General features: G+C 63.0%; 25 protein-coding genes. 3 read left to right on the top strand and 22 right to left on the bottom strand.

Features of this window, described 5'->3' with window-relative positions:
* Positions 1-175: 175 nt before the first annotated feature.
* The 5 genes from WFK98_RS27150 to WFK98_RS27130 are packed head-to-tail and all read right to left on the bottom strand — an operon-like array spanning position 176 to position 4,085.
* Positions 176-436 carry a spike base protein, RCAP_Rcc01079 family gene (locus tag WFK98_RS27150; protein ID WP_336802514.1) on the bottom strand — a complete coding sequence of 87 codons (261 nt, stop codon included), beginning with the start codon at positions 434-436 and terminating at the stop codon, positions 176-178.
* 57 nt (positions 437-493) lie between these two features.
* On the bottom strand, positions 494-1,153 hold the full coding sequence (locus WFK98_RS27145; protein ID WP_336802513.1) for a hypothetical protein: 660 nt from the start codon (positions 1,151-1,153) through the stop codon (positions 494-496).
* The gene (locus WFK98_RS27140) at positions 1,150-2,745 is read right to left on the bottom strand and encodes a hypothetical protein (RefSeq protein WP_336802512.1); all 1,596 of its coding nucleotides are present in this window, start codon (positions 2,743-2,745) and stop codon (positions 1,150-1,152) included. Before WFK98_RS27140 ends, WFK98_RS27145 begins: the two co-directional genes overlap by 4 nt.
* Entirely contained in the window at positions 2,742-3,068 is a 327-nt protein-coding gene (locus WFK98_RS27135) for a hypothetical protein (protein ID WP_336802511.1), read from the bottom strand. Before WFK98_RS27135 ends, WFK98_RS27140 begins: the two co-directional genes overlap by 4 nt.
* Before the next feature lie 9 nt (positions 3,069-3,077).
* A complete protein-coding gene (locus WFK98_RS27130) occupies positions 3,078-4,085 on the bottom strand; it encodes a hypothetical protein (protein ID WP_336802510.1) in 1,008 nt (335 codons plus the stop codon).
* Positions 4,086-4,194: 109 nt separating this feature from the next.
* On the opposite strand from WFK98_RS27130, the gene WFK98_RS27125 reads away from it, so the two are divergent.
* Genes WFK98_RS27125 through WFK98_RS27115 form a run of 3 tightly spaced genes read left to right on the top strand, consistent with a single transcriptional unit; the run spans position 4,195 to position 5,141 of the window.
* Positions 4,195-4,356, top strand: coding sequence for a hypothetical protein (locus WFK98_RS27125; protein WP_336802509.1), 162 nt, complete (start codon positions 4,195-4,197; stop codon positions 4,354-4,356).
* A 57-nt stretch (positions 4,357-4,413) separates the two neighbouring features.
* Entirely contained in the window at positions 4,414-4,761 is a 348-nt protein-coding gene (locus tag WFK98_RS27120; RefSeq protein WP_336802508.1) for a hypothetical protein, read from the top strand.
* Between the two features lie 47 nt (positions 4,762-4,808).
* Positions 4,809-5,141, top strand: a complete 333-nt coding sequence (locus tag WFK98_RS27115) for a Rap1a/Tai family immunity protein (RefSeq protein ID WP_336802507.1) — start codon at positions 4,809-4,811, stop codon at positions 5,139-5,141.
* 57 nt (positions 5,142-5,198) lie between these two features.
* On the opposite strand, the gene WFK98_RS27110 is transcribed toward WFK98_RS27115, so the two are convergent.
* From WFK98_RS27110 to WFK98_RS27030, 17 genes are all read right to left on the bottom strand, one after another.
* Positions 5,199-7,358 (bottom strand): hypothetical protein, encoded by a 2,160-nt coding sequence (locus WFK98_RS27110; protein ID WP_336802506.1) that lies wholly within the window; start codon positions 7,356-7,358, stop codon positions 5,199-5,201.
* A complete protein-coding gene (locus WFK98_RS27105) occupies positions 7,358-8,392 on the bottom strand; it encodes a hypothetical protein (RefSeq protein WP_336802505.1) in 1,035 nt (344 codons plus the stop codon). The genes WFK98_RS27110 and WFK98_RS27105 overlap by 1 nt, the downstream gene beginning before the upstream one ends.
* Positions 8,393-8,404: 12 nt before the next feature.
* A complete protein-coding gene (locus tag WFK98_RS27100; protein ID WP_336802504.1) occupies positions 8,405-9,055 on the bottom strand; it encodes a hypothetical protein in 651 nt (216 codons plus the stop codon).
* A 2-nt stretch (positions 9,056-9,057) separates the two neighbouring features.
* Entirely contained in the window at positions 9,058-9,294 is a 237-nt protein-coding gene (locus tag WFK98_RS27095; RefSeq protein WP_336802503.1) for a hypothetical protein, read from the bottom strand.
* On the bottom strand, positions 9,291-10,706 hold the full coding sequence (locus WFK98_RS27090) for a hypothetical protein (protein WP_336802502.1): 1,416 nt from the start codon (positions 10,704-10,706) through the stop codon (positions 9,291-9,293). The genes WFK98_RS27095 and WFK98_RS27090 overlap by 4 nt, the downstream gene beginning before the upstream one ends.
* Positions 10,706-10,993: a hypothetical protein gene (locus tag WFK98_RS27085; protein WP_336802501.1), complete on the bottom strand. Its 288-nt coding sequence runs from the start codon at positions 10,991-10,993 to the stop codon at positions 10,706-10,708. Before WFK98_RS27085 ends, WFK98_RS27090 begins: the two co-directional genes overlap by 1 nt.
* A gap of 31 nt (positions 10,994-11,024) precedes the next feature.
* Positions 11,025-11,285, bottom strand: a complete 261-nt coding sequence (locus WFK98_RS27080; protein ID WP_336802500.1) for a hypothetical protein — start codon at positions 11,283-11,285, stop codon at positions 11,025-11,027.
* A gap of 51 nt (positions 11,286-11,336) precedes the next feature.
* Complete coding sequence (locus tag WFK98_RS27075) at positions 11,337-11,921, bottom strand: hypothetical protein (RefSeq protein WP_336802499.1); 585 nt, start codon at positions 11,919-11,921, stop codon at positions 11,337-11,339.
* Positions 11,922-11,934: 13 nt separating this feature from the next.
* Positions 11,935-13,074, bottom strand: coding sequence for a phage capsid family protein (locus tag WFK98_RS27070; protein ID WP_336802498.1), 1,140 nt, complete (start codon positions 13,072-13,074; stop codon positions 11,935-11,937).
* A gap of 26 nt (positions 13,075-13,100) precedes the next feature.
* The gene (locus tag WFK98_RS27065; protein ID WP_336802497.1) at positions 13,101-13,910 is read right to left on the bottom strand and encodes a hypothetical protein; all 810 of its coding nucleotides are present in this window, start codon (positions 13,908-13,910) and stop codon (positions 13,101-13,103) included.
* A gap of 117 nt (positions 13,911-14,027) precedes the next feature.
* Positions 14,028-15,899, bottom strand: a complete 1,872-nt coding sequence (locus tag WFK98_RS27060; protein WP_336802496.1) for a portal protein — start codon at positions 15,897-15,899, stop codon at positions 14,028-14,030.
* Between the two features lie 3 nt (positions 15,900-15,902).
* Positions 15,903-17,366 (bottom strand): phage terminase large subunit, encoded by a 1,464-nt coding sequence (gene terL / locus WFK98_RS27055; protein ID WP_336802495.1) that lies wholly within the window; start codon positions 17,364-17,366, stop codon positions 15,903-15,905.
* Positions 17,329-17,625 (bottom strand): hypothetical protein, encoded by a 297-nt coding sequence (locus WFK98_RS27050; protein ID WP_336802494.1) that lies wholly within the window; start codon positions 17,623-17,625, stop codon positions 17,329-17,331. The genes terL and WFK98_RS27050 overlap by 38 nt, the downstream gene beginning before the upstream one ends.
* A 442-nt stretch (positions 17,626-18,067) precedes the next feature.
* Entirely contained in the window at positions 18,068-18,562 is a 495-nt protein-coding gene (locus WFK98_RS27045) for a hypothetical protein (protein WP_336802493.1), read from the bottom strand.
* 199 nt (positions 18,563-18,761) lie between these two features.
* Positions 18,762-19,106 (bottom strand): DUF551 domain-containing protein, encoded by a 345-nt coding sequence (locus WFK98_RS27040; protein ID WP_336802492.1) that lies wholly within the window; start codon positions 19,104-19,106, stop codon positions 18,762-18,764.
* The gene (locus WFK98_RS27035) at positions 19,103-19,381 is read right to left on the bottom strand and encodes a hypothetical protein (protein WP_336802491.1); all 279 of its coding nucleotides are present in this window, start codon (positions 19,379-19,381) and stop codon (positions 19,103-19,105) included. Before WFK98_RS27035 ends, WFK98_RS27040 begins: the two co-directional genes overlap by 4 nt.
* Positions 19,378-19,638, bottom strand: coding sequence for a hypothetical protein (locus WFK98_RS27030; RefSeq protein WP_336802490.1), 261 nt, complete (start codon positions 19,636-19,638; stop codon positions 19,378-19,380). The genes WFK98_RS27035 and WFK98_RS27030 overlap by 4 nt, the downstream gene beginning before the upstream one ends.
* Between the last annotated feature and the right edge of the window lie 138 nt (positions 19,639-19,776).

Here is a 19,776-nt window from a genome sequence, read left to right as displayed (position 1 = left end):
AGACGCCTGCCGTCTTCAGCGAGACAATCAGGTCGTTGTAGAGCTTTTTCCGCGCGGTGGTCGGCTGGTTCGTCAGCCTCGCGAAGAACGCCAGCGCGTCGGGGTCATACGCCGCCCCCCGCCTTGCCAGCACGGGCACGCTCGTCAGTCCAATGCCGAGGGACAGCATGGCGGGTTACCAGAGAGCCACGATGCCGGTGGCAGTCGTGCCGGTGGCGCGAATGCGCGTGACCCGGATCGGGTGGTAGCCAACCGCCATGCCAGGCCACGTAAACAGCGTGCCGTCCTGCATGATGAGACTGACATCACCCGCAACCGCCACGTAGATCGAGCGGGAGACGTTCGGCAGATCCACGCTATCGCTGGGGGTGACGAGCGCGGCGTGCTGCGCCGGGCGATCCGGGGTGCCTGCCGGTTCGATATCGATTGCGGGCATGATTGCCTCCAATAAAAAAGCCGCCCGGAGGCGGCGGTGGAATGACTGGGGATGGGGTTAGGAAATGACGGCGTAGAAGCCTTGGCCGCCGACAACGCCAGTGCTGGTGTTCAGACCGATCGTGCGCGACGCCATCGTCGGACCGTTCTGGACCTCAAGCCATGTCGCAAAATCGGCATCCGAGTTTTCGTTGAACCGATAGCTGTTGGAGATGAGCGTCCCTTGGGGGTTCAAGGTCAACTCGCTAAATGTCCGGCCGAACAGGATTGCGGGGTAAGCGGGGGAGGTGAGGATAGTATCGAGAAAGCTCGTGTTGGTGATGCGCCCGTAGGCCGAACCCGTAGCAATGTTCGTCACCGCCCTCGAAGGTCGAACAATGCGAACGGTCTTGTACGTCCCAGACGCCGACATGCCAGTTAGTGGCGTGTTGATGTCGCCACTCCCCAAAACTTTGAGGCTGACCATGATCCGTCTATAGTTGCTGGGGCCGCCCACTGCATTATTAATCGTCGTGGCGCCAGAGAACTCCTGCGCGGTTGGCGTCCCGCCTGACTGATAGGCGTACTGCGTGAATATCGCGATGTCGCCGACGTTAGCCGTCGCCGGGATCGTGATGGTCGAGCTTCCGCTGTTCGTTGCCGTGATGCCCGTCATGAGCGTGAGCGTCATCGGCGCATCCCCGGCGGCCGACGCGACAATCCCTACACCGAGGCTCATGCTGACAGGTTCCCGTCGAGCGTCCACTCATCGGTGCTGCGCTTCACGAGCGTCGCACCTGCATACTGGCCGGTGAGTTTGAGCTTGGTTCCGTACGAGCGGATCGTGACACCAGAGCCGGCCGCGATAGTGGTCTGCCCTGCGCCGAGCTGGCGAAGATCGATCCACGATCCGACCGGGAATGCCACGGAGGAGTTAGGCGGCACCGTCAGCGTATTCGCCGAGGCGTTGTTCATCTCCACGACCTTGCCCTTGTCGCTCAGAACAAGCGTGTAGGTCGTTCCGGTCTGGGTGTTGAAGCCGGTGCGCTGGCCCATCGCCTCCGCGCCGAGTGTGACGAGCATGGCGGCGGTGTCGGCGTCATCCAGCAGTGTAAGAGCTGCGGCCGAAACCGTGATGCCGGAAAGCGATTGGAGCGACGCGTTGTAGGCTTGGACGTCCATACCGATCACAAGTCCGAGGCTGGTACGGGCGCCGGAAGCCGTGGTTGCATTCGTGCCGCCGTTCGCGAGCGGCAACGTTCCGCTGACGTGGGTGGTAAGCCCGACCTTGCCCCAGCTCGACGCCGTACCGACGCCCCCGGAGATCAGCACATTGCCGGTAGCGACTGCGGCGAGTTTCGCCAGCGCCGTCGTTGAAGACGCCTGGAGGATGTCGCCGATCGTGTAGGAAGTCTGGCCAGTGCCGCCCTCCGCTGCCGTGACGGCCGTGCCCGCGGACCAGGTGTTCGTTGCTGTGCGCCGAACCAGCCCGGTAGCGGTCAGCGCCGCGACAGCATCGAGGTCCGCATCCCAAGCCTGGACGTTCGACCCGATCGCCACACCAAGATTGGTCCGCGTGACTGCCTTGTCGACGAACTCGGAACCGTTGTTGGCAGCGAGGACGTCGCCCGTTCCGGCGCCCGCTGCTCCCTGATCGCCAGACCGGGTGAACGAAAGCGAGATAGCATCGCCATTGGCGAACGGGGAGGCCGCCGATGAGCCGACAATGGCGACCGTGATGTTTTTATAGCCGGTCGGGCTGGCGACAGCCGTGACGTTGAACAGCAGCCACTTGGTCGGATCGAGCGTCTTGAAAAGCCGGATCTGGCCCTTGATCGTGGACGTCGACGCAGCGAGCGTGCCCAGCACTGCCGACCAATCCGTGCCGTCTGAAGCCAGCAGGTCGGTCCGAATCACGGTTGCTGTGTTCTGCGTCGCCGAGCCAAGCCGGAGGTTGCCGTTGCCTGGGTCAGCGTCGGTCGTCGTCGTCGAGAAGACATAGGGGATCGAGATAGCCCCGCCCGCCGGGCCGGGCTGGCCCGTAGCGCCATCTGCGCCGTTGGTGCCATTGGTCCCGTTTGTGCCGGGCGTTCCTTGAGGCCCGGGGGATCCACGAAGGGTGGCAGTCGCAACCCGAGAATAGGTGTTGCTGTCTTTGTTCCAGGACCAGACGTAGTTGCTGCCCTCAACCTCGGTCGTTTCGGTCAGCGTGCCGAGGGCCGGCCGGAAGGTATACTTGCCATCGACTTTGACAACCTCAAAGCCGCCGTCGCCGTCGATCAAGGCGGGGAACTTCGGAAGGATATACGCCCGTACGGAATTAAGGGTCATTTCGGCACCAATCCATTCATAACGGGGACGGTTGCGATGACCACCTGCACGGTGGTCCCACCACGCTCTAGGGTCGCGCCGACGCTGTAGGGGCCGGCGCAAAGCGTCATCATCTGGTCGCGGGTGAAGGTGAACTGAGCGACGCCAGTCGTGATGATCACGGCCGCGGCCGTGAGCCGGATGCAGCCATCCATCTCATTGAGCGTCACGGTTATCGTCGCCCCGGACAGGTCGATCAGATCGTCCGTTTCCGGGTCCACGAACGCGACCGTTTCGATCCAGTCGGCCCGGTTCGACGCAGGCGGGAACGTTGCTACGAGCATCGCCTGGCCTCAGAGCTTGATGTAGATGGACAGGAGGCCGAAGGGCGGCATGTTGTTGTGACCCGCCCCGCCACCGAACGACGTACCGGTGAACGTCGGCGTCAGGCCGCCGGCAGAGCCGGAATTGATGTCGGAGATCGACCCATCGCTGCCGCTGACGCCCAAAGTCTGCACATCGGCGTCGCCGCGCTGCGCCCTGCGAGGAAGAAGCGGGCCAGCATTGCCGGCGATCTTGTGGGTGTGCGGCGGGATCGCGCTGATCGTGCCACTCGGCGTGATGACCGGGATTTCCGTCGTCGCGAGGACGTGCTGGTCTGCGCCACCGGAGGATCCAAGCTGCGTCGGAGAGCCTGTTAGGACAAGAGCCGCGTTGAGGCGACCGGCCGTGCTCGTCCCCATGTCGTCGAGGCCGACCAGAGAGCGGCCACGGAAGTCAGGGAGCTGGATCGTCTTGTGAGCAGCATAGTCCGCGGCTGCGGAAGCGCCGCGACCACCGCTGACCGCCAGGATCGTATTGGGGACTGCGTTCCAGAGGTATTCGAACAACGGCTGGGTATCGGCATTGGCGCGGCCGGTGGCGCCTGAGGTCACATCGCCGATTGTCCGGCCGTTGCAACGCTCCCATCCAGCGTGAACGCTGCCGCCATACCGGGGCTTGATATCGCCGGTCTGCCAGAGCGCGTTCGGGTCTACCGGCGCGCCTCCTCCGCCGCCACCCCCACCGCCCGTTGCTGGGCCATAGATCGGCAAAGTGGTCTGATCGAATAGGATGCTACCGCCCGACGTGGTGACGCGCACCCGGTAGAACTGGTCATCCTCATCCAGATAGACCGCCGGGAACATGCCGTAGCCGTCCGCGGTTACCGGGTTGGGATGGGGCACCGAAAGATCATAGTTCTGGTAGGTGATGAGCGGCGTAGTCGTCTCGGCCTCGAAGAAATAGGCTTTGGCGCCGATATAAGGCTTGCCGTTGAGGTCGATGCGCTGCGTCAGGGAGAGAGGCCAGAGACCAGCCATGCGGGCACCTCAGAAATGAAAAGACCGCCTCGGAGGGCGGCCTGATGACTTTGCGGAAGGGATGAGGCAGAATTTCCCGACCGCCGGGTGGCGGCTGGGAGGGGAAATCATGAAGTTTGCCGTTCGGGCGATGCTCGCCGCAGTGATCGCGCTATTCGTTACTTCGATTGTGGTTGAAAGCGTTGCAGAAGCGCGCGGCCGCAAAGGCAGCATTCGCATCGGGGGCTACAACAGCCATGGCAATGGCAGCCACTACATTGGCGGGCGGTAACCTATCGACTCCCGGCTGACGCTAGGCGATGCTGCCTGCGCAACCTGGGAGGGTTAGATGCGAGTGGGAGACACAGCGATTTTCATCGGGGGCGACATCTTCATCGCCCACACGATCGAGTATCAAAACGAACTGTGGCTGGTGCCAGAATGGCTCATCGTCCAAGTGCATGGAGAACAATTCGCCATGCCAGAGCGAATAATTCCGCTGGTGTTGCTGCCCTTTGAGGAACAGAAGCGCCCGAATTGGGACCGCATTGTACCCCGCGGATTGACCAAAGAGTTGTTGACCGGCGCCCCTTCACCGGAAGAACTAGACCGACTTGGTATCCTTCTGAAGCCAGACATCCGATACCCGGTTGGCGTCGAAACACGTAATATGCATCCTGATCCAACGTCTCATTAGGCGCCGGAAGGTCACCAACTCTAAGACCGAGATTGCTACGAGCATTCATGTACAGCAACCTTCCTTGGTACGGTAAAGCTCTCTGCCTAGCCGCGTTCTTCGCGATCAGTGGCTCGTCGTTCGCATCTGCTGATTGGCAGAATGGGAATAAGCTCTATGAGGGGTGCGAGGATCACACCTCATTCAACCTTGGCTATATCGAGGGCGTTATTGACACCCTTGGAGCCGACAGTGGAAAATTCTGCATCCCCGCGAACGTGATTGCTAAGCAGCTAAAAGACGTCGTTTGCAAAGATCTCCGTGAGAGCCCGAAGGACCGAGACCGCCTCGCCGCCTTTCTGGTTTTCCGCTCTCTTCAGCGCGCGTGGCCCTGCAAATAGGAGCCTGAATGTTTGCACATGATGACCCTTGGTGGGCCAAACTAATCGGACTGGCCGCTACGGCGCTGCTAGCCTGGTTTGTATTCGTCCCTGCATCTCAGTGGCTGGGCGACCAACTTCGCGCCCTTCGGTCCCCGCAACAAAGTTCGTCAGCAACTGCCGCAACGCCACAGCCTTCCGATCCGCGCTGATCTGCGCGCGCTCGATCTGCTGGATCTGCTGCAGGATCCCCCGCACCTGAACCGGATCGCGCGTCATCAACTGGCGGCTGATGTTGTCGGCAACCTGAGGGGTCAGACCGCCAACGCGGCGGATTCCGGCCTGTAGCGCGCTGAGCGCCGCTGACGCGACGCCGCCCGATGCCAGCTTCCCGCCGATATCGACCGCCGTCCCTAGGCCACCAGCTTCCTGCATGTCTGCGAGCTGGCGGGCCGTCGTCGAGTTGCCCGTCATCGCGTTATAGGTCTGGCGCTTGCGCGCCTCGTTGATGATCGACGAGCGGAATGCCTTCCAATCCCCATCGGATTTGAAGAAGGGGCGGATTCGGGCCACCTGCTCGCGGGTCGAGAAGAATTTGAGGATAGCGTTGTGCGTCATACCGGCTTCATCGATCTTCTGCCGGATTGCCTCGGCCAGGCCGAAGCGAGCCAGTTCGCGTTGGCCTTCGGTCAGCGGCACATCGCGCCCGTACGAGGTCGCGGCGCCCATCTTTCGGGCATTGACGCGCGCATCCGTGTTCAAGGCGTTGCGGCCGAACTCCAGGGCCTCATCAGCCTGGATATTGGAGAGGCCGACCTCCCGAGCCCTTGCGAAGCTCGGGTTTGCCTTGTCCATCTCCGCGAGGAGATCCTGGTGAACGGTGCGAAGGGCGATCGACTGCGGCGTGTCCTTCGCCTTGGCGAACGGCGATCCGTCAGCCGGCGTCTTCGCCGCCTCAACCATGTTGCCAAGAACACGCTGGGTCTCATCGAGCGCACGAGTGTCCGGGACGCGGCGCTTGTCGATGATCTTGCCCGTGTCGTCGATCGAGGCGAACCACTGCGCCCACGGCTCGCGCCGGTTCAGGGAGTTGGTCTTTGCGGTCGCGAGCGCGGCGCGGCCTGCCGGGGTGTCCAGGATCTTCTCAAGATCGAATGTGTACGGCACAGGCTGCTTGTAGGCGCGCTCATAGTACGGCGTGGCGGCTGTCGATCGAGCGTCCATGACTGTGGCTTTGGCCGCCTGGTAGGCGCCATCCGGGTCGCCAAATGCCTCGCCAACGAGCGCCTTGAGCCTGTCCCCCTGCGCCATCGCCGAAAGCGTGGCCTTCGACTTCGCCGCCTGCCGGCCGGGGCCAGGAACATTCACGGCAGTGCGCAGTAGCCCGCGTGCGTTCTCTCCGCCCACATCGGCCAGCGACATGGATTGGCCGCCCTGTGCCGCCCGCTCGATCCGGGCCGCCGCTTGGTCCATGGTGCGGCCATCTGAGGCAAACCGACCGGCCACCTTCTGGGCGGCATACCCCTCGGGGTTCACGCGGGCCCGTACAGCGTCGACAACTGGCTTGCCCAGAGCCCGAGCGCCAGAGGTTAAAACGGGGATCGCCCCGCCTGTCGCGGCGCCGAGCGCTCCACCCTGCACCGCCCCCAGAACCCTATCGGTGCCATCACCGTCTGCCGAGCCAGCCCCGTACAGAGCGCCGTACGCGGCACCCTCGCCTGCGGCCAAGCCCGCCCGAGCAGCAAGCCCTCGCCCCGCGGCCAGACCGGCCGTCGTGAGGCCGGCGGGTGCCGCCGCCATCGCCGCGCCAACACCGCCGGCAACCTGCCCCGCGACGCGCGCAACGGGGATGTTCTGCGCGTCATAAGCGTCGATGGCGCGCTGGCGTGCTAGTTCCTTGCCGTAGTCGCCAAGAAGGCCGAAGCCGGTGCCGATGCCGGCCAGGAGTTCGTCGTTGTAGCCCATGGTCGCCGCGTCCGCGACGCCGCGCACGCCCGCTCCGATCTTTTCCAGCATCCCGCCATCACCACGAGCGCCGCCCGTAGACTGGGCCTGTACTTGGCGATCGAGGGCAGCCTGGAGCTGTGGGCGTGGCGCCTGTTCTGCTGCCGCACTGAAGCCTTGGGAAACACGGGTCGCCGGGATCAGGTCATCAAATCGCAAGCCGCCACTAGTAGCTGTCTGATTTGCTGCACCCTTGCCCACCGGGATCAGGTCATCGAAGCTGAGCCCGGCCATTATAGGCCTCCTGGGTCGATACCAGCCTGCTGCAGCCGCTCAATGACAGCTTGCGGGTCCGCGCCGGCCTGGATCGCCTGCCTGGCGAGATCGATCGCGCTGCTAGTATCTAGCGCGCCCTGCTGGCCACCACCCTGCGGAACCTGATCGCTGAACGCCGGGCCGGCGTAGTCCGGGCTGTAGTACTGGCCGGAACGAAGCGCTGCGGCCTGTTTGCGGTTGAAATCGATCCGGCGCTGCGCCGCTGCGATAGCCCTGTCGTAGATGCGCTTGCGCACTTCGGGTGCCTGGTTCACGGAGCCCTGGATGTCGAGCAGGATTTTCCGCTCGCCCTCGGTAGGTGCTGCACCGAACGTCGATTTCAGTTGGTCGAGCGCCTGCGCCGTCACAACGTTGTCGAGTTCCTGCGTCGCCTGACCTGCTTCGGAGCCCCAGAGACTGGAGACATAGCCACGCGGGCCGGCAGCCCAGCCTGAATACGCTTGGTCGTTTAGATCCTTCGCGCGCGTCAGGGCGTTGATGACGCCTTGTCCCGCCTGGGCATTCTCATCCGCTTCGAGGACTGCCTTTCGGTCCCCCGCCATCAGCGATTGCTGGCGCTGAGCAGGGGCAGCCTTTGCCCCGCCGACAGGGACAAAGCCACCCGGCGCGTTCGGATTGTAGATGCCCTTGATTTCCTGGCCCGTGCCGGGGTCGTAGAAAGTGTCAATCCTCGGCGCATCGCGACGGTCCGCCTGCTGCCTCGCCAACTCGTAGTTCCGATCGCTCTCCAGCACCCCGCGCTGATAGTTGCGCTCCTGAAGGCCGTATGAGCGGTCATTCTCCATCACGCCGCGATTGTAGGCGCGATCCGAAGTCAGGACGCCACGGTCATAGTCGCGCTGATCCGTCTGTTTCCTCCATTCATCCAGGCCGAGGGCGCGCGCGTAGTTGCGGTCGTCCTCCATGTTCCGGCGCCGCTCCTGACGGTTTTGGACGAGCTGGTCGCCAATACCGCCGAAGGCATTGAACAGGAAATTGCTGTAGTCGGCCATGCTCGATGATCCCTACAGGAAGCCGGAGATGGTCTTGCCGATGCCAAGGGCCGAACCGATGATGTTCGCACCGGTCTGATCCTTGCCCTTCTCGTAGTCTGCCTGGGCTTGCGCAGCGCCGTTGATGGCCTGCCAGCCATACCCGGCCTTGGCCGCACCGGCATTCGCATCCAGACCGGCCATGCTGCCGTAGATGTTGGCCTGGCTATCGGCCGCCTGGCCCGCATAGGTGTTGTAGCCGCTGAGCCGGTCGAGCCAGGAGCCGTAGTCCTGATTGGCGAGGCCGTAGACGGCATTGATCGTGTCGAGGCCCGTCTGGCCCGAGCCGAGCTGACCTTGGGCTGCTGCCCGCCTTTCCAGCGCCTGCAGAGCCTGATCCGTGGCGTACTGGTAGCCGGGGCCCGCTTGGTACGAGCTTGTCGCCCTGGCGTTCCCATCGGCGCCGTTGAGCCCAAGAGCATCGGCATAGAGGCCCACACCCTTGTTGAAGGTGTCCGACAGACCGGAATAGAGCCCCAGAGCCGACGAATAGTCCTGGTTCGCGTTGGCGACGCCAGTGTCGATCTGGTTGTACGATTCGTTCTTGGCGTTCTTGTAGCCCTGCTTCAGGGCGTCGGCCGCGGCCTTCTCGTTCTTGTCAGAAAACAAGTCAAGCAGCCCCATTATCAGGCTCCCTTCCATTTACTGTCAGCGGCAACCCACGTCAGCCGCTGCCCATTGGTCGGGGCCGCAGCATCAATGTTCGCCAGATCGTTGAGAGAGAGGGCGGTAACGCCGCGGAGAATGCTGTCTGCCACGGTCCAGTAGCGGTACCAGTCACGCGTCATCCGGCCCGTCGCCGGGTCGATGACCGGGATATCAGGGCCAGGGAGTGCCGGCAGGCGCAGCCAGTCCCGGCTCATCCAGATCTTCCTTGAATCTGCATGTCGCCACCGATCAAGCCCACGTAGACCGGATCGGCGACCGCCAAACGCCACCGCCTGCCGCGGACGCTTGTCATGCCGCACCGGTTGACCACAACCCGGGTTTTGGTCACCTGCTGCGGCCCGATTTCTCGGAGCACAGGCGTCGACCAATTCACGGCGCCATCATCGGACCACGAAATCGCGACCTGCGGCTGCCGTTCTATCGGGTCTTCACCATTCGCAACGCCCGTTCCTGTCACGAAATAGAATTGCGCTCTCGGCACAGTGAAGCGAGACGGGAAATCACCCATATCGCCGGACACCACCTCCCAGACGAGTGGTTCACCCGCCTCGCGTGCCGTGTCTTCGGTGATCTCCAGGACACTCCCGGACAGCCGGTCCCCCGTGAGCCACCTGCCGAACGCCTGGACACTGTTCCCGGCCACCCGCCAACGCGTGTCGAGGTAGGAATGACGCTCATGCCAGTCCTGAGTGCCGATGTCGTATACCCAGGTGAAGTTGGGGCCTGTAATGCGCCAGCACGGATGACCACCGACGACGAAAACGCTGGCTTCTAGTTGGTCCTTGTCCGTCGTGGCCTCAATCAGGCGGTCCAACTCAGGCGGCGACACCTTCTGTGTGCCATAGCCAGAGAGTTGATGAACGGCGTTGTCATCAGAAACCCAGAGCAACGCGGTTGCGAAGCCGTCTTCAAAGCCGGCAATGGCCTTCCTGCCCGCCAAACCCCGCCAAATCACCGTGGTCCGGCTGAATGGGAAGCCTGTGGCATTGCCCGTGTTCGACCACACCTCAATCGTGCTCGGGCCGCACAAATAAAGGTCGCGAGCGAAGGCGACGCCGCGGAGCAGCCCATCCGGCTTGGCTTCTGCTCGGATGTAGTCGTTGCTGCTGATGCCCGTCCCGTTAATCTCGGAGGCGAAGCATCGGCCATCGGCGATGGTGTAGAAGAAATAGCCGTCGATGAAGCAGACCGAGTTGGGCTGCGGCAGATCACCGTCCACAAGCTCGGTGATCGATGTGTCGGTGAAGGTGTATACCGCATCCTCGGTGACAACCACGCGATCCGGCGTCGGCGTCCGGTTATTGCGGGCGAATGTCACCCAATCTGAGCCATTCAGCGTTCCGACCGCCGTTCCAACACCGACGCTATCGAAACGCACCAATCTGTTGGAAAAAGCGGCGTAGAGATACGGATCGATGAACGTCTGCCCGCGAATGCCCGTCTCGCCAGAACCGGCGAAAAGGCGGAGGCCCGGAGCGCGGCGAATGACGAAGCTGGCAGGACCAGCGGGGCCAAGCTTTTCGGCATAGGCGTTGATCAGGCGCCCTCCCCCCTCTTGCCTATTTACGCCAGGCGATGAGGACGAGGGGAAAAGGATCTTCGCCATCAGAGATACGAGGTGGACTGCTCGATATACATGGGGCGAACTCGCTGCATGCGCTCAAGCGACGTTCGCGCTATCGCGACGTCCGCGGGGGAAACGGCGGCGCCGAAGTCCAGCGCGAGCTTTTCAGCCACACAGACAGAAACCGGGTCGAAGAAGGCCTCGTCAATCTGGTCTGGGTTCGAGATGTAGACCACCTCGTCCTGCGCCAGCGTGGCAAGGATCGTATCAAGATTGTTGTCGACCTGGCTGAAGTCCTCAGGCGACGGGTTCTGGCCGGTCTGCGTCATCTGGAGCTTGTCCAGAACACGCCGAACCAGATCAGCCCTTGTTTTCGTCGCCATCGCTCGCCACCACGGCCGGGGCCGCCGCTTTCGCCTTCACGTCCTTCACCTTGAAGAACCGGTTCTTCCGCGCCTTGGCGACGACATGCGCCAGGAACGCGCTTTCGTTGGGGTCGATCTCGACCGGCTGACGGATCGGGAGCACAACGCGCTCGCCAGTGAATGGGTTCGCCCACTCCGTCTCGGCAACGTTGCCGGTATCCTCGCCGCCGAGGAATTCAATGGTGACAGTGCTCATGGATTTCTCCAGGTGAGAGGAGGCCGGGAGCCAAAGCCCCCGGCCGGTTCATCAGTCGTCGCCGAGCCACACGAACGAGACGGAAACCGTCCCCGTCACGTCGAGATAGCTGTTCGCGTCGATGGTCGCCGCAGTGCCAGAGAAGTTCAGGTAGAGGTCGACACCAGTGGCGGTGCCGTTCAGCGCCGTCGTCTTGGCGCCATCGACCAACGTTCCGGAGCCCGTCCCGCCCGAAAGCGTGATGGTCGCCGTTTTCGTGCCGATGTCCTGCTGCGTGGTGGTCAGGGTGCCGTCTGCCGCCGCGGCGATTGCAGCGGAGCCGATGCCGAGAACGAACGCAGCATCACCAGCCCCGCCGGTGAGGGCCGAGCCCTCGGCAAAGGCGGTGTAGTCCTGACGGGTCCCCAGGAACGAGATAGCGCCCTCGTTGAAGTCAAATATCTTGAGGGAGCCATACGAGCCGGAGGTAGTGCCGTCCGTCACTGGAAGTCTGGCACGCCGAAACGTGAAATCGAGGCGGTAGATGTCGCCTCGATCCTTCTTGAGAACGGCGTCGACGGAGCCGGCAGTGGGGGCCGTAGCCAATGCCCCCACATCAACCAGATCGGGACGCGTGCGGTACGGGAGGCCAACCATAGTGGTGTCTCCCTTAAGCCGGGCCGGCGGCCGAAAAGAAACCCGTGACCATGCCGAACTGAACCAGCTTGGTCGACGAATGCTTCTTGAAGACCTTGGCGAGGCCGTAGCACATCTCGACGCCGGAGCCCTTGATGAAACCGTAGTCGGTCTCATCTCGGAACGTCGGGCGGGCCATCTGAGCCCACGGCATTGCCACCGCGGACTGGCCGCAGAGGAAGACCGGGGCCACACGGCCAGACGTGTCGCCGGCCGTCTTCAGCGAAGTCCAGACGGTATCGACGAACTCGTCGATCTCGGGGATCTCGCGGATGATGACGCCGTCATAGATCTGGTCGCCGTCCTGGAAGATCGGGTTCGAGCCGACATCACGCGGGCGCGCGTCCTTGTTGACGTCCTTCATCGCTGCCTTGAGCTGGCGGAAGTTGTTCGAGCCAGCGAAGGCAACGAAGTACTCTCGCCCGTCCTCCAGCTTGTAGGGCCGGATGCGCGGGCGGGCATGCTTCGCCACGTACTTCAACAGCTGCACCGAGACATCCGTGAACTTGTCATCGACGGCGTCAACAGTCGCCAGAGCGGTTGCGTGGGTGGCGTTGTAGTTGCCGAGCGCATTGCCGTAGAGAACGCGGTCAGAATTGTCCGCATTCCAGGTGTTGCGCTGGGAGGCGTTGGCGTCCTCGTAGAGAATGCCGTTGACCCGCTGGCCGTCAGTCGAGCCGAGGCCGGCAGGCTGGGATTCGCTCGGCAGAGCCATCATCGCGGCGATGATCTCGTCGCGCTGCAGTTCCTTGCCCCAGTCGGACAGAAGCGGCTTGGCCTCGCCGAAGATATCGGCGCTGTCCTTCTGTTCCTCGGCCTTGTTGGTGGCGACGGCGTTGCGAGCCCAATCGACCCAGGCACGCATGCCGTAGTTGTCGATCACCTCCTCGTTGCCAGTCAGCTGGCCGACGCCCTTGCCCGTGCCGGTCAGGCGCGTGACGAGCGGGATGTTCATCTGCTCGCCGCCCTTCTTAGGCTCATTGCGAAGGCGGATGATCGAGGTCAGAGAGGTGCCCATGTAGGGCGAAAAGAGATTTTCCCGCACATACTCGCGGTTGATCTCGGTCGTGTACTGGACGAGCTTGTTGTTGCTCTGGGGGGACGAGAGAGCCATGACAGCCTCCTAAAGCCCCCGCTTTCTCAGCGGCGGGCTGTGGCGTTCTGGAAAAGCTCCGCGTCGCTGATCGCCGTACGGGCTGCGCCGTGGCCGGCGGCGCCCGTAGTGCGGTTCAGGGACGGGATTGACGGGGTTGTCTGGGAACGGGGCGTGGTAGCCGCCTGGGCTTCTTCGCGCCAGGCCTCCATAGCCTTCTGCCGGAACGCCGGATCTTTCAGAGCTTCATCCAGCATCCGCGACCGGTAGCCGTCGAGGCCACCATTGCCGATCTGCTGAAGCGTCTGTTCACGCTGATGCCATTTCATCAGCGCGCGACCTGGGTTGACCGCATTGCGAATATCCGCGGCGATACGCGCGTCACCATTTGCCTGCAGCGCACGCCAAGCAGCGTCGAAGCCTTCCGGGTTCTGCTCCCGGACCTCCTCGAACGTCATGTTGATGATGCGCGACTGGACGAGTGTTTCGACATCCGTCCGAACATGGCCGGCGTACCCTTGCGGGTCTTCCAGCACGTCGGGGATCTGCCGAGGGGGCTGCTGCTGAGCACGAAGCTGCGCCTGCAACTCCCGGATCTGACGCTCGGTATCTTCCGCGCGGCGTTCTGCCGCCTGCCGCTTCTCCCGCTGCTCCAGAAGCTCGGAGAGGGGGACACGATGACCCTGGTCGTTCGTGACGACCGGCTCTGCTGCCGGCTGTTCCGCCACGGGCTGGGGCTGTTCGACCGGCGCCGGCTGCTCCTGGATGACAGGCTCAGGGCTGGGTGCTGTTGTGACGGGCTCGATCGGCTCGTCGCTCATCGCTGCGGCAAAGATGTCGCTATCGGTATCGGCCATTGCCTACCGTTCCTTCGCTGTTCGTCGCTGATCACGGATCGTCCCTTGACGCCGGACGGGGCGATATCAGGCCGTCACAGAGGCCTGTGGCTGGCGCCGTATCGTGGCGCGGACGAACTAGAAGCCTGGCTGAGGCTGCATGACTGGCTCAGGCGGCGGCGGTTCCGGCAACAGCATGCCGGGCGCGCCCATCGAGCCATACATGGCCGGCGCGTCGGCCGGAGCTGGGTAAGGAATGACCTGGAAGTTGAGCAGCGCGTCGCCAACGCTCTTCATGGCGTCAGCGCGCTTCTTGCCTGTGTCAGCCTGCCTGTTCTTGATCTCTTCGGTGGCTGCTGCCATCGCCAACTGTTGCTGCTGCGGGTCCGGGCGCTTCGCCTGCTCGATGTAGTCCAGCAGTTCCTTCTTGGTCGATCCAGGCAGGCTCATGAGCTTGATCAGCACGCCGGCCGGCACGTCGCCCTTCTGGGCCAGCGGCATCAGCGTATCCAGGGTGTCCTGCATGACCGTAATGGTGTCAGGCCCTTCGTCGAGGATGATGTCGACGTCGAGAGAGCCTAGGCTATTCTGAATGGCCGGCATGCCGAACTCGTTGAGCGTCAAAGCGTTCAACTGAACGAACTGCGCCAAGCCCTCATTGTCGGTCACGCGAATCCAGCGCTCGGCAGACCAGTGACGTTGCACGGCGTTCCAGATCGCTCGATAGACGCGGATCTTCCACCCGCGATAGGCGATGATGAACGGCCCAAGCTCGGCCATGCCGGCCTGCTGCAGGAGCGAAATCGCCCGGCCTGACTTGTTCTCGATCCCCTGGCCGATCAACGCAGGATTGGGGCCGAAATTCTCGATGTCGGCCTTCGCCATTTCGAGGAAGGCGATCTGGCCTTGCATGTCGGCCTGCTTGGCAGCGTCATCGAACTCGAAGCGGCCGTCTGTGGTCGGGTTGATTTCGACATACCCATCCGGGCGGGCGGCTTCTGTTCTCGCGCGCTCGACGTCCTGCACGATCCCCTTAGTGGCGATGATGCGACGAGTGTTGAGTTGGTGCAGACCCTTTGACCGGCGGGCGTTAATCTCGTCCTGCGCCGACTTCATGTTTCGCACGAAGCCGTAGCGGTCGCCGTCGTGATCGACGTTGGCCGAGTACATCACGAACCGGCAAATCGTCATGCCCTTCTCATCGACGAAGGGAGAACTGCCGCGGTTCAGCTCGATCGCGCCGGTGTAGAAGCAGAACTGCCAGACCGAGCCAACAATGTACCAGTGCTCGATGATGAACACGCGCTTGTCGGTCTGGTCTACCCAACGCAACTCGCGGTCCTGCTGCTGCAGGCCAGCCGTCTCGCCGCTCTGCGCCACCGTCGAGTCAAGGGCGTCGGCGCTGTCCGGGAACATCTCCTTGGCAAGATCGACGTCCACCCACTTCGCCACGCCCATGTAGCGGGCATCACTGAAGTCCGGCCGGAACGAACGCGGATCGTAGAAGAAGCAGTCAGGGTCGACAGGCGCCAAGCCGATATCCGGGTCGCCATTGTCGCCCGGCTCCAGGAACATCTCGACGCCGCCAATGCCGTTGATGCCCGCCCCTCGGCTCACCTCAGCGCACATCGAGCCGAAATCATTGATGTCACAGACGTAGCGGAGCACGGACGTCGCGGTCTCTGCCCCTTCCTCGTGGGCCGGCGTGCGAGGATATGCCTTCGGGTCCTGGCGCAGCCGCTCGACAAGGCCGACAACGCCGTCGATCTTTCGGCCGATCACGTTGTTGGTCAGGATCGGCTGCTTGCGCTTCTTCAGCACCTTCTTGTCGGCTTCGGTCCACTGGTCGCCGTGGTAGTAGTGCCGCGCGTCGCGCTGCTCCTTGATCTCCTGATCCTTGGTGCCGGCGAAGTTCTGGTACTGCTTGCGGAGCTGGCCGAGGCTGAAATCAGGCAAAGCTTCGCCGGCCGCTTCAAACTGCGAAGCGGTCGAGCCTTCCTGATATGCCATGCGCTAGAGCGCTCCCACGCTGTAACTGTCGCTGCTTGAATACTGCGAATAGCCGGTCATGTTGCTGGGCTGCTCAGGCGCTCGTGGCGCCGTGCCATCAGTCATCCGGTCGAGCAACTGACCGATAAGGCCCATCGCATCCACCTGGTCGTCGTGCTTCCCAGCGGGGAAACTCAGCAACTCTCTTCGAAACTCAGGGTACCAAGCCGCGTGCTGCGGGACATAGAGGCTGTTCAGCGCCATGCGGCCTCGGATCGACTGTGCGCGGATCGCCTTGTCGCCACCACGCGTCGGAAACTGCGTGCGGGCCACATAGGCGCCGCGCTCGCGCTGCCGGCGGTCAATGAACGGGCCGAGCGCAGCCTTGATCTGCCCCGTCTCCTCGGCCCATCCGAGCGGGCGCCACCTGATCACCAGATCACAGAACGCATCGATCCACTCGTCGCTGGCCGTCTGGCCGCGCCACAGATCGAGCAGGTACATATAGCCGGCGGGGTCGATCCCAACAACCGCGTGAACCGTGTAGTCGCCGCCGTCCGCAGTGACGGCGTAATCCGAGCCGCCGTAGACGGTCATCTGTTCGAGCGGCGGGGCCTTGTCGTATGGCCTCAGCCAGTCGGAGAGGAAGTAGGATCCTTCATCCGGGACCGGGCTTTGCTGGTACAGAGCCATCCAGTCACGGGCGGGAAGCGCCCTACGGATGCGCTCCAAAGCGTCCTTGTCATACTGCTCCGGCCAAAGCGGGTTCTCTCCGTCCATCGCCGGCAAACTCAGGACGTCCCATCCTTCATGCTTGTGCTCGTTGATGAGCCAGCCGGACAGGTCGTCCTCGTGCCACCGCGTTTGAATGATCACCACACGCCCGCCAGGCATGAGGCGCGTATAGGCGGTGGAGGTGTACCAGTCCTTCATCTTGCGGCGGATGATCTCACTATCCGCGTCTTCCCGGTTCTTTACCGGGTCGTCGATCAGCAACAGATGCGCGCCGCGGCCGGTGAGAGGGCCGCCCACGCCCGTAGCGAAGTAGGCGCCGTCCTGGTCCGTGGTCAGAGCGTCCTGCGGTCCCTCGACGTGAAAGCGCTTGACGCTCGTCGACCCCGCTTTCAGCCCGACTCCGGGGAAGACCGCCTTAAATCCCTCATCTGCGATCTGATTTCGGACCTTGCGGCCGAAGTCGTCGGCCAGGTCTTGAGCATACGTGGCCGCCACGACGTAATGGCTCGGATTGCGACCCAGGTACCAAGCCGGGAAATACTCGCTCGCCAGCATCGACTTGCCGTGGCGCGGCGGCATCGAAATCATCAGGCGTGTGATTTCACCACGCTCTACTGCTTCGAGCTTCCGGGCGATCAGTCGGTGGTGCGCGGCGTCTTGATAACTCGGCCACTGGTATGCCGCATATGCTATCAGCCGCGAGAAGGCGTAGTCTTCAGCCGTCAGCGCGTGTGCCGGCCGCGACCGCTGCATCCCTTTGTTCCTTGGTCGCGAAATAGACCGGCGCGTCCGGGTCGCCTGTCACCTGCATTGGCAGAACCTTGGCGAGCAGGCCAGCCATGGCCTTGATGTCGTTCTTGGCGATGAACGTGAGGTAGCCTGTGAGCCCGCCCTCACCCTCGCCGTCCGAACCGACGCTCTCGGCAGCGGCAAGGATTGCTTCCTTCAGGACGGCGGTCGTTTTGTTCGGCGTGCCCTTGGCTCGTCCGCCGGTTTTGCGTCCGTCTGCCATGGTCTATTCGGGCCTACTTTAGATGGGGCCATTCCGCACCCCAGAAACGAGAAAACCCGGCGCTTGGCCGGGTTCATGGTCGGAATTCCCGACCTTCATTTGATATGCACTGATTTGCGGGCAGCGGTCAAGAGGTTGCGGACCATGTCTCGCCTGTGGCCATCCCAGTCGATTTCGACACAGCCCAGGTGCATCGTGACTTCTCTCTCGCGCCCATCATCCTCGACCCATCGGATGACTCGCTTGCCTATTTCTCCTCTCGCATCTGGAACAACACGGCTGGGCCGAGCCGGCGGTAAGTGGTGGATAGCTGCGTCGATAGCCAATCCGATCGTGCGCTCGCCCTCGCGCCACCGTCTTTCACAACGAGCGTTTGCCATCCGAAGGTAGACGACCAGTGTGGAGGCAACGGCGGCGTAGGCCGCAAGAGCCATTATCCAACTCATGCTGCACCTACCTTCGGCTCGTCCGCAGGGATCCCGTACCAGCCCGCAAGCACCTCCAGCACCCGCCGCAGCATCTTGATCATGTGCGGAGGCCAGTTGCCTGCGTCCATGTCGAGCAACACCACGTTGCGCAGCGTCGTTTCGACGGGCCGGCCCGCTCTGTCGTTCTGCTGGATGAGGCCGAGCACGTTCATGTAGCGGTTGGTCGCGCGCTTGACCGCCTCGGGGCTACTGTCACGCCCAAGCCCCCTCACCCGACCGTAGTCGATTGCGCGCGGTGATGGGTGCGGGATGCCCGTGAGCGCATGATAGGCCCAAACGTCCTCCGCAAATCGATTGCCAGACTCGTACAGTTGCCTCGTGATGGCCCCGGCTAGGTAGAGCCGTCCGAGCGACGAACCAGCCTCAGCGAGGCCCGCTGTGGATTCGGCGAGCCCATGGACGCGCTGTCTGGCCCCGAGCACGACGACCCTAGCCTCCTTCTCGGTCATCGCGGCCTCTTGGCGGTATCGGTCGGAGGACCGAGAGAGCGCGCCAGATGGCGTGCGTGGCAGATCGTCTTTTCGGTTCACGGCCCGGCGTCGTGCTGCTCGCTGAGCCTTTGTGCGTGCCTTCATGTCTTGTTCCTGATGTCAGAGTGTTCCTCCCTCTTCGTCAGGTTGGGGGGTGACGTCGGTTGCGCCGACGGCGTCACTCCGGCGGATCAGGCAGCGGCTGCCAATGGGTTGGTTGGTAGGCGTCGCTATAGCCACGGAAAGCGCGGCCTTGAAACACCCAGAAGCCTTCTTCGTGGCGATGGCCGATAACCACATTCGGATGTGTTTTCGACAATCCCTCCAGCGGGAAGTAAAGAAGCACATCCCCGCTAGTCGGCGCGCTGGAAATCGGACGCCAGCTGTTTCGGCGGACAGTGACGACCGCCCGTCGCAGGGCCTCGTCCATGCGGGAGTGGATCGCCTCGTTTGTCCGGTCGATGGCTGCCTGCATTTCAGTGGATACAGACTCATCGTCTTTGAACAGAAACGTGTTGCTCATCCCTTTGTCTCCTGAAGGGCGGCGTCGATGGCGGCTTCGAACCCTGCGCCGAGCATGGGCAGCTCGCTTCCTGTGAAACGGCCCACGAACATCGCCGCCCACATAGCTTCGAGAACATCATTGCTCGGTTCGCGCATCGCCTCGACCGCCGCGCGGGCCTTCCGCCGGTAGACGTTCTGCAGGCTGCTCGTCGCCGAGTGCCAGTTGTCCATCAGGTCGCTTTCATCTGCGCCGTACAGGGCTATGGCCACGCGCTCGATCATTGTGTCGGTCATTGGGTGGGGTCCTCGCGGAGGGCGGCCTTCTCCCACCAGCCCTTGCTGTAGGAAACCGCTCCAGCCTTCCTGAGCCGCTGGAGGACGCGATCCGCGGCTCGGTGAATGGCTTCTTCCGCGACGCCCTCTCGGCGCAGCAGTGATGCCAGATCGGTGTACGACTTGAACCGGCTTGGCAGCTTAGAAAGCGCCGCCTCGATCTGCCACCGCTCGACCATGCCCATGTTCACGATCATCCCCTTGTCGAAAAGTCCCATCTTCCTCGTCCTTCCTATGCTGCGGTGGGTGGGGTGGGGCTATGGCGGAGGTTGGTGGCCAGCTCGAACCTACCGTCCTCGAATTCCTCGCGTGGCCTGACCCAGATCTGACCGTCGTCCAAACTGCGGTAGACGGCG

The sequence above is a fragment of the Kaistia sp. MMO-174 genome, assembly GCF_037147815.1.
Classification (GTDB): domain Bacteria; phylum Pseudomonadota; class Alphaproteobacteria; order Rhizobiales; family Kaistiaceae; genus Kaistia; species Kaistia nematophila.
This window is presented reverse-complemented; position numbering and strand designations above follow the sequence as displayed.